Consider the following 12840-nt stretch of genomic DNA (forward strand, 5'->3'; position numbering starts at 1 on the left):
GGAACGTGATGGATCCGGTCTATCTGCTGGTGGCGATCGGCGCGATCGTCGCGGGTTTCGTACAGGGGCTGTCCGGGTTCGCCTTCGGGATGGTGGCGATGTCGTTCTGGGCGTGGGGACTGGACCCGCGCCTGGCCGCAGCGCTGTCGGTATTCGGTGCGCTCACCGGCCAGCTGCTGGCGGTGTTCACCGTGCGGCGCGGCTTCAACCTGCGCCTGCTGCTGCCGTTCGTGCTGGGCGGCCTGGCCGGCATTCCGCTGGGCGTGCTGGTGCTGCCGCAGCTGGACATGGCCTGGTTCAAGGCGTTGCTGGGTGGTTTTCTGGCGGTCTGGTGCCCGGTGATGCTGGTGGTGCGCCGGCTGCCGCCGATCGCGGTCGGTGGGCGCATCGGCGACGCAGTGGCCGGCATGGCCGGTGGCGTGCTCAGTGGCATCGGCGGGTTCGCCGGGCCGGTGCCGACGCTGTGGAGCACGCTGCGCGGCTTCGGCAAGGACGAGCAGCGCGCGGTCATCCAGAACTTCAACCTGGCCATGCTGGCGGTGACCATGGCCACCTACGTGGGCAATGGCATGGTCACCCGGCAGATGCTGCCGTACTTCGCCATTGTGGCCCCGGCCATGCTGGTGCCGACGCTGCTCGGCGCGCGGCTGTACATCGGCATCAGCGAGGCGCGCTTCCGGCAGATCGTGCTGGGCCTGCTGACCGCGTCCGGCATCGCCCTGCTGTGCTCGGCGCTGCCGGTGTTGCTGTCGCGCTGAGGCTCAGGCAGGGCGGAACATGCGGAAACGCTGTTCGGCGCTCACCCGGAAGTAATCGGCCGGGCCGCCACCGCGCAGGATCGGGTCGGCCGCAGCGGTGTCATAGATGCCATCGACCAGCAGCCGCGCATCGATATGCACCGCCACCACCTCACCCAGCACCAGCCAGCCGTTGGTGTCCTGGCCGGCGGCATCGCGCAGGCGCACGATCTGCGTGCAGCGGCATTCCATGCTGACCGGGCTCTGCGCCACGCGCGGCGGGCGCACCTGGGTGGACGCCAGCGGCGCCAGTCCCGCCAGGCTGAACTCATCGACCTCCGGCGCGACCGCGCGGCAGCTTTCGTTCATCGCCTCGGCCAGGTCGAAGGTGGCCAGATTCCAGACGAATTCGCCGGTGGCCTCGATGTTGTGCAGCGAGTCTTTGCGGCCCTGGCTGGAGAAGCCGATGATCGGCGGGGTGTAGTTGAAGGCGTTGAAGAAGCTGTACGGCGCCAGGTTCAGGGCGCCGTCGGCATCGCAGCTGGAGATCCAGCCGATCGGGCGCGGGCCGATGATGGCGTTGAACGGATCGTGCGGCAGGCGGTGGCCGTCGGCCGGGCGGTAGCTGTGGAAAGTGTCGGACATGGGGTGGGGGTTCCGTAGAGTCGAGCTTGCTCGACTGGATCGGAGGCAGTCGAGCAAGCTCGACTCTACCGCGTGAGACCCACGAAAAAGCCGCGACCCTTGCGGATCACGGCTTGTCGTTTACGGCCTGATTGGGTTCAGCGCTGCTGGATCTTCGACAGCAGGCGCAGGAATTCCACGTACAGCCAGACCAGGGTCACCATCAGGCCGAATGCGCCATACCACTCCATGTACTTCGGCGCACGCTGGGCCACGCCGGTCTCGATGAAATCGAAATCCAGCACCAGGTTCAGCGCGGCCACCACCACCACGAACAGGCTGAAGGCGATGCCCAGCAGGCTGGCGTCATGGATCATCGGCACGTTGATGTTGAAGAAGCTCAGCACGAACGAGGCCAGGTAGAGCAGAGCGATGCCACCGGTGGCGGCGACCACGCCCAGCTTGAAGTTCTCGGTGACCTTGATCAGGCCGCTGCGGTAGGCGAGCAGCAGGGCGAACAGGGTGCCGAAGGTCAGTAGCACGGCCTGGAACACGATGCCCGGGAACTTCATGTTGAACAGGGCCGAGATGGCGCCCAGGAACAGACCTTCCACCAGTGCGTACATCGGCGCGGTGACCGGCGACCATTCCTTCTTGAAGGAGGTCACCACTGCCAGCACCAGGCCGCCGATCGCGCCGCCAATGGTGTACAGCGTGGCGCTGGGCATCACCTCGCCGAGCGGGTTGATCGACTGGTTCCAGGCGAAGGCGGCGGTCAGCACGGTCAGCAGCAGCAGGATGCCGGTCTTGTTGACGGTGCCGTTGAGGGTCATCGCCTGGTCGGGGTGGGTCACCACCGAGCCGCTGGCCAGATCAAGGAAAGTCGACTCTGAAAGAGCCGGGTTGCCGCTGCGCATGCGAGATCTCCGTGCGAAAGGGGTGGTTACGGCCATCCGGCCGATTGCCGCGAGCATAGCCCATGGCCGGGTAAGGTGGCGTAGCGGTGGCGCCTGGTCGGGCCCGCTGCGTTGACAGGCTGCGCTGCGCTTGTTCACAATGACCAGCTCCCCGGGCCCTGCCCGAGGGGATTGCAGTGCCGGGGTATAGCGCAGTCTGGTAGCGCGCCTGCTTTGGGAGCAGGATGTCGGGGGTTCGAATCCCTCTACCCCGACCAATCCCATTACGTCGGATTGGACGCCGTTCCGGTTCGGGCGCCCGTAGCTCAACTGGATAGAGCACCGGCCTTCTAAGCCGGCGGTTACAGGTTCGATTCCTGTCGGGCGCGCCATTGGAATCAATGGCTTGGACTTCCTTTCTGGTCAGTATTGAGCCCTTCCGGAGTTGCCTCCGGTATTGCCTCCTGCCCACGCTGCACCGGCAGCCCGCCTGCATCCTGTCCAGCCGCAACCCCCGCCGGGACCGCTCGGCATCGTGCGAAGATTGCCGATCAGGAACGGGGGTGAAATGAAAAAGCACGGAATGGCTCTGGCAGTGATGTGCCTGCTGCCGATGGCGGCGACGGCGGAATCCTTCGCAAAGATCGACAATGACGCCGATGTTTCCGCCTGCGTCAGGGTGGAGCGCAAGTTGTGCAAGACCACGCGGAGTCTTGATCACTGCAACCCATGGCATGAAGAAAACGCTGCGCGTGTCGGCGCTGACACCGTCGTTGTCGTCAACTCCGACAAGAACTCGCAGGTGCTGGGCTTCATCGGCAAGCGCAGCGAGGTCATCGCCGACTACTACCGCTGCAAGAACCCCGAGCCCATCGTGGCGGCGCCTGATTACTGGGATGTGGAAGCATTCCGGTACGAGAACTACGTGGGGCAGGGGACGACCTCCATCATGGGGCAGGCATTCCTGCGCCAGCGCGGCGGCGGCATCGTGACCTGTGCCGGCAGTGACGTGTATGCCATTCCCATCGGACCGTATTTCGAGGGGGTGATGGATCCGGTCACCGCAAGCCTTGATGAGCGGGCCAGGGTTCTGGTCCACCACGCGATGTGTGATGCGTCGGGGAACTTCAAGTTCTCCAAGCTGCCGGAGGCACGGTGGCGCGTTGTCACCGCCGTCGTCTGGGATACCGCCATCCGCTATGAAAACGTGCAGGGTGGCTACCTGTCCAAGGAAGTCAATTCCGTGGTTGATCCGGAGCCTGTCTACCTGACGGGTGCCGACCAGACCCACTGAGCGGCAGGAGGTTCAGGGGCGAAGCGTCGCTGGCTTGCGGCGCTTTGCCCTCCTGGCGGCCACTCGCTACAGTCAGCGCTCGGACAAGGCCGTCCGGGGCAGCGCGTTGTCCGCATTTCGTGCCCCATCAAAGGAGTGAGATGCATGACGGAACAGGCAGCCCGGGACAACGACCTCGCCGCGGAAGTGCAGCGCCTGCGCAGCAGCCAACGGCGGCTTTCGCTGTACTGCGGCGGCGTCACCCTGCTGGCGGTGGCCGGCCTGCTGATGGGTGCCAGCGCCCATCGCGATGCTTCGTTCGATGTCATCGATGCGCAGCGCATCAACATCCGCGAACCTGACGGCACCCTGCGCCTGGTCGTGTCCAATCGCACGCGTTTCCCCGGTGGCTTCATGAAAGGCGAGGAGATCACTGCGCACAAGCGGCCCATGGCCGGCATGCTGTTCCTCAATGACGAGGGCACCGAGAACGGTGGCCTGATCTTCAACGGTGCGCTGGGCAAGGATGGGCGTCCGGACAGCGGGATGAGCCTTACCTTTGATCGTTACCAGCAGGACCAGCAGTTGCAGTTGCTGGGTCTGGACGGTCCGGAGGGCAGTTTCGCGGGGTTGATGTTCAACGACGTGGCCGATGGCCTGAAGCGCCCGACTTTTTCGGCCGATGACGAACGCCTGGCCAAGGCGGGCGAGGCGGCGATCACCCGTCGCGTCTTCCTCGGCAAGTCCGGTTCGCGCAACGCGATGCTGCAGTTGCTGGATGCAGAGGGGAATCCGCGGCTGCAGTTGCAGGTCACGCCGAAGGGCGAGGCGACGCTGGCGTTCCTGGATGAAGCAGGCGAAACGACCCGGGTCATCTCGGCCAGCGATCCCTGAGTGGCGGGTGCCGTCGGCCCCGGGCAGGCCCCTGCACATCAATGTGAAGAAGTGCTTGCAATTCCCGCGCGACTCCCGGAAAATGCCGGACTCGCTTCGGGGGACGGAACTTCTGCTTCCGCCCGCTCAAGGCAACGTATCAGGCTCCAACGCCAGCCGCATCGGCGATGAAGCAAAGTTTCAGTGGTGGCTGTAGCTCAGTTGGTTAGAGTACCGGATTGTGATTCCGGTGGTCGGGGGTTCGAATCCCCTCAGCCACCCCACTGTTTCAACCGCATCGGCAACGCCGACACGGTATTGCAATAAACAGAATGCACGCTACAATGTGCGTCTGAGTTTCACGGGCTGTTAGCTCAGTTGGTAGAGCAGTTGACTCTTAATCAATAGGTCCAAGGTTCGAATCCTTGACAGCCCACCAAGACGGAAGCCACCTGGTATGCCAGGTGGCTTTTTTCTTCAGATAGTGCGGTACCCGGAGCAGCGCGGACGTCAACGATGTTGAACGAAGTGCTTGCATCCCCCAGGCGGATGGGGTCATAATTCGCGCCCCGATTTCGGGCTGTTAGCTCAGTTGGTAGAGCAGTTGACTCTTAATCAATAGGTCCAAGGTTCGAATCCTTGACAGCCCACCAGACGAAAGCCACTTGGTTCGCCAAGTGGCTTTTTTCTTGTCTGTGATCAGGTGATCGGCGGTAGTCGCGCATCCATGCTTGAAACCGGGTTACATGCGTCATCAGTGTTTTCAATGCTGTGCACTGCATCTCACCGATCGCACTTCGCATCATTCCCAATGAATGTTCCGCGCCAGTGGCGCATGCAGGTGGAGTGAGTGTTGATGATTGCAATGAAACGGGATGCGGGGCTGATCGTGTCTGGCGCGCTGCTGCTCGCGCTGGTGGGCTGCACGGCGGGCGAGCCGCCTGCGACCGCCGAAGATCACGCGCAGACGGTGGAGCGCGATGCGGGTACGGACATGGTGCCGGGGAAGCCGGCAGTGCCATCGGAAGATGGCGCAACGCCCGAGGCGGTCGAGGTCACCCGCGCAGCAGACGGTTCCTCGGTCGAACTGCGTAAAGCCGATCCTGCAGCGGCGCCGTCCTCGTCTGCACCGGCCCAGCCAGCGCAGTAATCCCGCAGGGCCCGCGGTGGCTCAGGCCATCCGGGCCCGCACCGGCGCCGCACGCAGTCGCGGCAGGCGGCGTCCCGTTTCGTAGGCCAGCAGCGGCAGCGCCCAGCTCAGCACCAGCAGGCTGGGTACCATCACCAGCGGCGATGCCAGCTGCATCAACGCCGGTACCAGCAGGAACAGGCGGAAAACCGCCGGCGACAGGGTCACCAGGTAGCTGCGCAGCATCCAGCGCCGATGGGCGTCGATCTCGCCGCGGCGGATCGTGCGGTAGCCGCGCAATGACGTGATCAGCCAGGCAAGGCCGGTGGCAGCAAACGCGAGCTTCAGTGCCAGCCAGCCCTGGGTCGTGATGAGCAGCCCGACCACGGCGGCACTGCCCAGCAGGATGCCCAGCAGATAGGTGCGCCCCAGCCAGCGGTGCAGGGTGGGCCAGCGCCGGCGCAACGCCGCCACGAACTGGCTGGCCCCCGCCAGCATGGCCAGGCTGCCGCCGGTGATGTGCAGCCACAGCCAGCTGCGCCGGTCCCAGAACATGCCGTAGGCCTCGGGCGTCACCTGCACATAGCGCTGCGCGGTGGCCCACAGGAAGTGCCCGGCCACGGCCAGGCCGAGCAGCCAAAAGGTGGCCTTCCACCAGGCGTTCCAGGTGCGCGGGGAGGGCGGGGCAGTGCTGATGTGCTCCATCGGGATGTCCGGCCAGGGCAATCCGGCGAGTCTGCGCGAAACACGCGGTAATTCGCATTCAGCTTTGTCACGCCTTTCGCTTTCCAGCCCCGCCTGCGACAATGAACCCCTGTGCCGGCCACGCGAAAGTGGCGGAATTGGTAGACGCCCTGGATTTAGGTTCCAGTGTCGCAAGGCGTGGGGGTTCGAGTCCCCCCTTTCGCACCAGTGCCGGCCTGTCCCCGCCCTGATCGGGCTCCCTGCGGCCCCTTGACCGCCACGCGCTGGCAGTGCAGGCCGAATTGGGCGAAACTAAAGGGCTGCGGCAAGCAGGCGCGTCCCAGACGTCGTGTCCTTACAACCGTTTCATCCCAATCATCGAGCCGGGGGCGTGGGCCACCGGTGGCAGGAGTCAACATGCAAGCTTCGATCGAAACCATCGGCAACCTGGAACGCCGCCTGAGCTTCTCGCTGCCGGAAGACCGTCTGCAGAGCCACATCAACGGCCGCCTGGGCGAAATCGCCCGTACCACCCGCATCAAGGGCTTCCGTCCGGGCAAGGTGCCGGCCAAGGTGATCGAGCAGCGCTTCGGCGCGCAGGTCCGTGGCGAGGCGCTGGACGGCCTGCTGCGCGAAACCTTCGATGCCGCCGTGCGCGAGCACGACCTGCGCATCGTCGGCAGCCCGCGCATCGACAAGGGCGAGGAAGGTGAATTCTCCTTCGTGGCCACCGTCGAAGTGGTGCCGGACTTCGGCGACATCGACGTCAGCAAGCTGACCGTGGTGCGCCACACCGCTGAGATCACCGACGCCGACATCGACCAGATGATCGAGAACCTGCAGAACCAGCGTCGCACCTGGGCCCCGGTCACCCGTGGCGCGCAGGACGGCGACCTGGTCGCGCTGGAAACCTGGTCGCAGGCCGGCGAAGAGCGCCTGCCGGCCGAAGGCACCGAGAAGGGTTCGATCGTGCTCGGCCAGGGCATGATGTTCGAAACCATCGAAAAGGGCCTGGTCGGCCTGGCCAAGGGCGAAGAAAAGACCCTGGACGTCGAGTTCCCGGCTGACTGGCGCGTGCCGGTGCTGGCAGGCAAGACCGTGCAGGTCACCGTCAAGGTCGTCGAGCTGTCCGAGCCGGTCGTGCCGGCCGTCGATGAAGCCTTCATCAAGAGCTTCGGCGTGAAGGGCGGCGACGTCGAGCAGTTCCGCAGCGACATCCGCGCCAACCTGGAGCGCGAGCTGAAGGGCGCCCTGATGAACCGCCTGCGCCGCGAAGTGGGCGAGCAGCTGATCGCCGCTTACGCGTCGGTGGAAATGCCGCCGCGCCTGGTCGAGAACGAAGCCCGCGCCATGCTGGCCCAGCAGGTCGAGCAGGCCCGCCGCAACGGCCAGAACGTCGGTGACGTCCCGGCCGATGCCCACGAAGGCTTCAAGGATGCCGCCGCCAAGCGCGTGCTGGTCGGCCTGGTGGTGGGCGAAGTGGCCCGCACCAACGACCTGCGCCTGGAGCCCAAGCGCCTGAATGAAACGATGCGTCTGATCGCTTCGACCTACGAAGAGCCGGAGCAGGTCATTGAGATGTACCGCAACGACCCCCAGCTGATGTCTGGCCTGCAGAACCGCGTGATGGAAGAGCAGGTGATCGACTGGATCGCCGAGCGTGCCCAGCACACCGAAGAAAAGCTGTCGTTCCAGGACGCGATCCGCCAGTAATACGGGGCGGATCTCCCCATACCCCGCGCCTGCCCTGGCGCGGGGGTGTTTCCCCCAAGACAGGTACCTCACGAAATGGACAACCGGACCAAAGCCCTGAACATGGTTCCCATGGTGGTCGAGCAGACCAGCCGCGGCGAGCGTGCCTACGACATCTATTCGCGCCTGTTGAAGGAGCGCCTGATCTTCCTCGTGGGCCCGATCGATGATCACATGGCCAACGTGGTGGTGGCGCAGCTGCTGTTCCTGGAAGCGGAAAACCCGGAAAAGGACATCAGCATCTACATCAACTCGCCGGGTGGCGTGGTCACCGCCGGCATGGCGATCTACGACACCATGCAGTACATCAAGCCGGACGTGAGCACCATCTGCGTCGGCCAGGCCGCCTCGATGGGCGCCCTGCTGCTGGCTTCGGGTGCTGCCGGCAAGCGTTATGCGCTGCCGAACTCGCGCGTGATGATCCACCAGCCGCTGGGCGGCTTCCAGGGCCAGGCCACGGACATCGACATCCATGCCCGTGAAATCCTGACCCTGCGTTCGCGCCTGAACGAAGTGCTGGCCAAGCACACCGGCCAGTCGCTGGAGACGATCGCCCGCGACACCGAGCGCGACAACTTCAAGAGCGCGGTCGACTCGGTGGCCTACGGCCTGGTCGACCAGGTGCTGGAGCGTCGTCCGGAAGAGTCGATCCAGGCCGGTTGATCGGCCTTCACGGGGCCAGGGAGGCCCCGTTCCTGCAGGGTCGGACCGGGACTGGTGTCCCTCCGGCCCTGTGCTATTCTCGAATCGAACCCCCGTTCAGCGGGTGGGGTAACTGGGTAAGCGAAGCATGAGCGAAGACCGCCAAGGTCGTTCCACGGACACCGGCAAGATCCTCTACTGCTCTTTCTGCGGAAAGAGCCAGCATGAAGTGCGCAAGCTGATTGCCGGTCCGAGCGTGTTCATCTGCGATGAGTGCGTGGAGCTGTGCAACGACATCATCCGTGAAGAACTCGAGGAAAAGGCGCAGTCGGCGCGCAGTTCGCTGCCCAAGCCGCGCGAGATCCTCGAGGTGCTCGACCAGTACGTGATTGGCCAGAACCGGGCCAAGCGCACCCTGGCCGTGGCTGTCTACAACCACTACAAGCGCATCGAGAGCCGGCAGAAGAACGATGAGGTCGAACTGGCCAAGTCGAACATCCTGCTGGTCGGCCCGACCGGTTCGGGCAAGACGCTGTTGGCCGAAACCCTGGCCCGCCTGCTCAACGTGCCGTTCACCATGGCCGACGCCACCACGCTGACCGAAGCCGGTTACGTGGGCGAGGACGTGGAGAACATCATCCAGAAGCTGCTGCAGAAGTGCGACTACGACGTCGAGAAGGCGCAGCAGGGCATCGTCTACATCGATGAAATCGACAAGATCTCGCGCAAGAGCGAGAACCCGTCGATCACCCGCGATGTGTCCGGTGAAGGCGTGCAGCAGGCCCTGCTGAAGCTGATCGAAGGCACCGTGGCCAGCGTTCCGCCGCAGGGCGGCCGCAAGCACCCGCAGCAGGAATTCCTGCAGGTGGACACCAAGAACATCCTGTTCATCTGTGGCGGCGCGTTTGCCGGCCTGGACAAGGTGATCCAGCAGCGTTCCAACGACGCCGGCGGCATCGGCTTCGGTGCCAAGGTCAAGAGCGCCGAGCGCAAGGTGGAAGTGGGCAAGGTGCTGGCCGAAGTCGAGCCGGAAGACCTGATCAAGTTCGGCCTGATCCCCGAGTTCGTCGGCCGCCTGCCGGTGGTGGCGACCCTGGAGGAGCTGGACGAGCCGGCCCTGATCAAGATCCTGACCGAGCCGAAGAACGCCATCACCAAGCAGTTCAAGAAGCTGTTCGAGATGGAGAACGTCGAGCTGGAGTTCCGTCCGGACGCGCTGTCGGCCATCGCCAGGAAGGCGCTCAAGCGCAAGACCGGCGCCCGTGGCCTGCGCACCATCGTCGAATCGGTCCTGCTGGACACCATGTACGACCTTCCTTCGCAGGAAAACGTCAGCAAGGTGGTCGTGGATGAATCGGTGATCGAGCACAAGTCCGAGCCGTACCTGATCTACCAGACCCCGGTGGCCCCTGAACAGAAGGCCGCAGGCGCCGAGTGATCCTTTCAAATCCTTGATTTGAAAGGAGTTTGAACGAACGCCTTGCATCTGAAAGCCGATGGCCCCATAACGGGGCCATCGGCTTTTTTTGTCTCCGGAAGATGCCCTCCCGGAGGCGGTTTTCCCCTTCCCTGGAGCCCCCATGGCCCGTTCCCCAAGTGAAACCCTCGACCTGCCGGTCCTGCCGCTGCGCGACGTAGTGGTGTTCCCGCACATGGTCATCCCGCTGTTCGTCGGCCGTGACAAGTCCATGCACGCGCTCGAACAGGCAATGGAGGCAGACAAGCGCATCCTGCTGCTGGCGCAGAAGTCGGCCGAGACCGATGACCCGCATGCGGCCGACCTCTACCAGGTCGGTACGCTGGCGCAGGTGCTGCAGCTGCTGAAGCTGCCCGACGGCACCATCAAGGTGCTGGTCGAAGGCCTGTCGCGCGTGCAGGTCACCCAGGTCGACGAGCGTGATGGCTCGCTGCACGGCCAGGCCGTGGAGATCGACGCGGCCGACCCGCGCGAACCGCGCGAGATCGAGGCCATCGCCCGCTCGCTGATGTCGCTGTTCGAGCAGTACGTCAAGACCAACCGCAAGCTGCCGCCGGAGCTGCTGCAGACCCTGGCCGGCATCGATGAGCCGGCACGCCTGGCCGATACCATCGCCGCGCACATCAGCGTGCGCCTGGCCGACAAGCAGCGCCTGCTGGAAACGCTGGCCGTGGGCGAGCGCCTGGAGATGCTGGTGGGCCTGGTCGACGGCGAGATCGACGTGCAGCAGATGGAAAAGCGCATCCGCGGCCGCGTGAAGTCGCAGATGGAAAAGAGCCAGCGCGAGTACTACCTCAACGAACAGATGAAGGCCATCCAGAAAGAACTGGGTGACCTCGACGACGCGCCGGGCGAGCTGGAAGAACTGGCGCGCAAGATCGCCGAAGCCGGCATGCCCAAGCCGGTGGAAACCAAGGCACGCAACGAGCTGAACAAGCTCAAGCAGATGTCGCCGATGTCGGCCGAGGCTGCCGTCGTGCGCAACTACCTCGAGTGGCTGCTGGGCGTGCCGTGGAAGAAGCGCACCAAGGTTCGCAAGGACCTGAAGGCCGCGCAGGACACCCTGGACGCCGACCACTACGGCCTGGACAAGGTCAAGGACCGCATCCTGGAATACCTGGCGGTGCAGTCGCGCGTGAAGCAGATGAAGGGCCCGATCCTGTGCCTGGTCGGGCCGCCGGGCGTGGGCAAGACCTCGCTGGGCCAGTCCATCGCCAAGGCCACCAACCGCAAGTTCGTGCGCATGTCGCTGGGCGGCGTGCGCGACGAGGCCGAGATCCGTGGCCACCGCCGTACCTACGTCGGTTCGATGCCGGGCCGCATCGTGCAGAACCTCAACAAGGTCGGCAGCAAGAACGCGCTGTTCGTGCTCGATGAGATCGACAAGATGTCGATGGACTTCCGTGGCGATCCGTCCTCGGCGCTGCTGGAAGTGCTCGACCCCGAGCAGAACAACGCGTTCAACGACCACTACCTGGAAGTGGACCTGGACCTGTCCGAAGTGATGTTCGTGGCGACCTCCAACTCGCTCAACATTCCGGGCCCGCTGCTGGACCGCATGGAAGTGATCCGCATCCCCGGCTACACCGAGGATGAGAAGCTCAACATCGCCACCCGTTACCTGTCGCCGAAGCAGATCAAGGCCAATGGCCTGAAGCCGGAAGAACTGGAAATCGGCAGCGATGCCATCCAGGACATCGTGCGCTACTACACGCGCGAATCCGGCGTGCGCAACCTGGAACGCGAGATCGCCAAGATCTGCCGCAAGGTGGTGAAGGAAATCGCCCTGGCCGGCCCGCAGCCGGTGAAGGCGAAGAAGGGCGCGAAGAAGTCCAAGGCCCTGGTCAGCGTCACCAGCAAGAACCTGGACAAGTACCTGGGCGTGCGCCGCTTCGATTTCGGCCGCGCCGAAGAAGCCAACGAGATCGGCCTGGTCACCGGCCTGGCCTGGACCGAAGTGGGCGGCGATCTGCTGCAGATCGAATCGACCCTGGTGCCGGGCAAGGGCCAGCTGATCCTGACCGGCCAGCTCGGCAACGTGATGAAGGAATCGGCGTCGGCAGCGCTGTCGGTGGTGCGTTCGCGCGCTGTCGGCTTCGGTATCGATGCGGATTTCCTGCAGAAGCACGACGTGCACGTGCACGTGCCCGATGGCGCCACGCCGAAGGACGGCCCCAGTGCCGGTGCGGCGATGGTCACCTCGCTGGTGTCGATGCTGAGCAAGGTGCCGGTGCGTGCCGACGTGGCGATGACCGGCGAGATCACCCTGCGCGGTCGCGTCACCGCCATCGGTGGCCTGAAGGAAAAGCTGCTGGCGGCACTGCGTGGCGGTATCCGCACGGTCATCATCCCCGAGGAGAACCGCAAGGACCTGGCTGACATTCCGGCCAACGTCACCCGCGATCTGCAGATCGTGCCGGTGAAGTACATCGAGGAAGTGCTGGACCTGGCGCTGGAGCGTCCGTTGGCACCGAAGAAGGCGCGCAAGAGTGCGCAGCGCGTCACGGTGCGCAGCAAGGCCAAACCGAGTGGAAACGCGCGCGTCAAGCATTGACGCGCGCTGTCGAAATGCCTGAAACCCGCGTCGTTGCTGGCTTTCCACCTTGCGTGGGGGTAGGGGCGCTGGTATAAAAGCAGCACCCGCGAATGAGTGATCGCAGTCTGGTGATCACTGAATTCGGCGAACAGTTTCCACATGGCGGCCGTGCGCGCATCGCGTGCGGTTGCTTCCCTGTCGAATAAGCGGAACCCAC

11 protein-coding genes and 6 tRNA genes are annotated in these 12840 nt (G+C 64.5%); 14 read left to right on the forward strand and 3 right to left on the reverse strand.

The window, feature by feature from the left end:
- Window positions 1-8: 8 nt before the first annotated feature.
- On the forward strand, window positions 9-758 hold the full coding sequence (locus tag C1927_RS04725; RefSeq protein WP_108746045.1) for a sulfite exporter TauE/SafE family protein: 750 nt from the start codon (window positions 9-11) through the stop codon (window positions 756-758).
- A gap of 3 nt (window positions 759-761) precedes the next feature.
- On the opposite strand, the gene C1927_RS04730 is transcribed toward C1927_RS04725, so the two are convergent.
- Both C1927_RS04730 and C1927_RS04735 read right to left on the reverse strand, forming a co-directional pair.
- Entirely contained in the window at window positions 762-1382 is a 621-nt protein-coding gene (locus tag C1927_RS04730) for a flavin reductase family protein (RefSeq protein WP_079220804.1), read from the reverse strand.
- Window positions 1383-1519: 137 nt separating this feature from the next.
- The gene (locus C1927_RS04735; protein ID WP_159095294.1) at window positions 1520-2278 is read right to left on the reverse strand and encodes a Bax inhibitor-1/YccA family protein; all 759 of its coding nucleotides are present in this window, start codon (window positions 2276-2278) and stop codon (window positions 1520-1522) included.
- A gap of 180 nt (window positions 2279-2458) precedes the next feature.
- Here C1927_RS04735 and C1927_RS04740 point away from each other — a divergent pair.
- The 8 genes from C1927_RS04740 to C1927_RS04775 all read left to right on the forward strand — a co-directional run bounded on the left by C1927_RS04740 (window position 2459) and on the right by C1927_RS04775 (window position 5553).
- Window positions 2459-2535, forward strand: a tRNA-Pro gene (locus C1927_RS04740).
- A 37-nt stretch (window positions 2536-2572) separates the two neighbouring features.
- A tRNA-Arg gene (locus C1927_RS04745) sits at window positions 2573-2649 on the forward strand.
- Window positions 2650-2825: 176 nt separating this feature from the next.
- Complete coding sequence (locus C1927_RS04750; protein WP_152027038.1) at window positions 2826-3551, forward strand: hypothetical protein; 726 nt, start codon at window positions 2826-2828, stop codon at window positions 3549-3551.
- Between the two features lie 144 nt (window positions 3552-3695).
- Window positions 3696-4424 carry a hypothetical protein gene (locus C1927_RS04755; RefSeq protein ID WP_108746046.1) on the forward strand — a complete coding sequence of 243 codons (729 nt, stop codon included), beginning with the start codon at window positions 3696-3698 and terminating at the stop codon, window positions 4422-4424.
- 186 nt (window positions 4425-4610) lie between these two features.
- Window positions 4611-4687, forward strand: a tRNA-His gene (locus C1927_RS04760).
- A gap of 79 nt (window positions 4688-4766) precedes the next feature.
- Window positions 4767-4842 (forward strand) — tRNA-Lys (locus C1927_RS04765).
- A gap of 138 nt (window positions 4843-4980) precedes the next feature.
- A tRNA-Lys gene (locus C1927_RS04770) sits at window positions 4981-5056 on the forward strand.
- 203 nt (window positions 5057-5259) lie between these two features.
- Entirely contained in the window at window positions 5260-5553 is a 294-nt protein-coding gene (locus C1927_RS04775) for a hypothetical protein (protein WP_108747770.1), read from the forward strand.
- 21 nt (window positions 5554-5574) lie between these two features.
- On the opposite strand, the gene C1927_RS04780 is transcribed toward C1927_RS04775, so the two are convergent.
- Entirely contained in the window at window positions 5575-6237 is a 663-nt protein-coding gene (locus C1927_RS04780; protein WP_108746047.1) for a DUF2306 domain-containing protein, read from the reverse strand.
- A 122-nt stretch (window positions 6238-6359) separates the two neighbouring features.
- Here C1927_RS04780 and C1927_RS04785 point away from each other — a divergent pair.
- The 5 genes from C1927_RS04785 (at window position 6360) to lon (ending at window position 12641) form a co-directional block, all read left to right on the forward strand.
- Window positions 6360-6444 (forward strand) — tRNA-Leu (locus tag C1927_RS04785).
- A gap of 189 nt (window positions 6445-6633) precedes the next feature.
- Window positions 6634-7929, forward strand: coding sequence for a trigger factor (gene tig / locus C1927_RS04790; protein ID WP_079220810.1), 1296 nt, complete (start codon window positions 6634-6636; stop codon window positions 7927-7929).
- Window positions 7930-8004: 75 nt separating this feature from the next.
- Window positions 8005-8631, forward strand: a complete 627-nt coding sequence (clpP, locus tag C1927_RS04795) for an ATP-dependent Clp endopeptidase proteolytic subunit ClpP (RefSeq protein ID WP_079220811.1) — start codon at window positions 8005-8007, stop codon at window positions 8629-8631.
- A gap of 127 nt (window positions 8632-8758) precedes the next feature.
- A complete protein-coding gene (gene clpX / locus C1927_RS04800; RefSeq protein ID WP_079220812.1) occupies window positions 8759-10048 on the forward strand; it encodes an ATP-dependent Clp protease ATP-binding subunit ClpX in 1290 nt (429 codons plus the stop codon).
- Window positions 10049-10190: 142 nt separating this feature from the next.
- Window positions 10191-12641 carry an endopeptidase La gene (lon, locus tag C1927_RS04805; protein ID WP_079220813.1) on the forward strand — a complete coding sequence of 817 codons (2451 nt, stop codon included), beginning with the start codon at window positions 10191-10193 and terminating at the stop codon, window positions 12639-12641.
- Window positions 12642-12840: the final 199 nt, after the last annotated feature.

It is taken from the genome of Stenotrophomonas sp. ZAC14D1_NAIMI4_1 (genome assembly GCF_003086775.1).
GTDB lineage: Bacteria > Pseudomonadota > Gammaproteobacteria > Xanthomonadales > Xanthomonadaceae > Stenotrophomonas.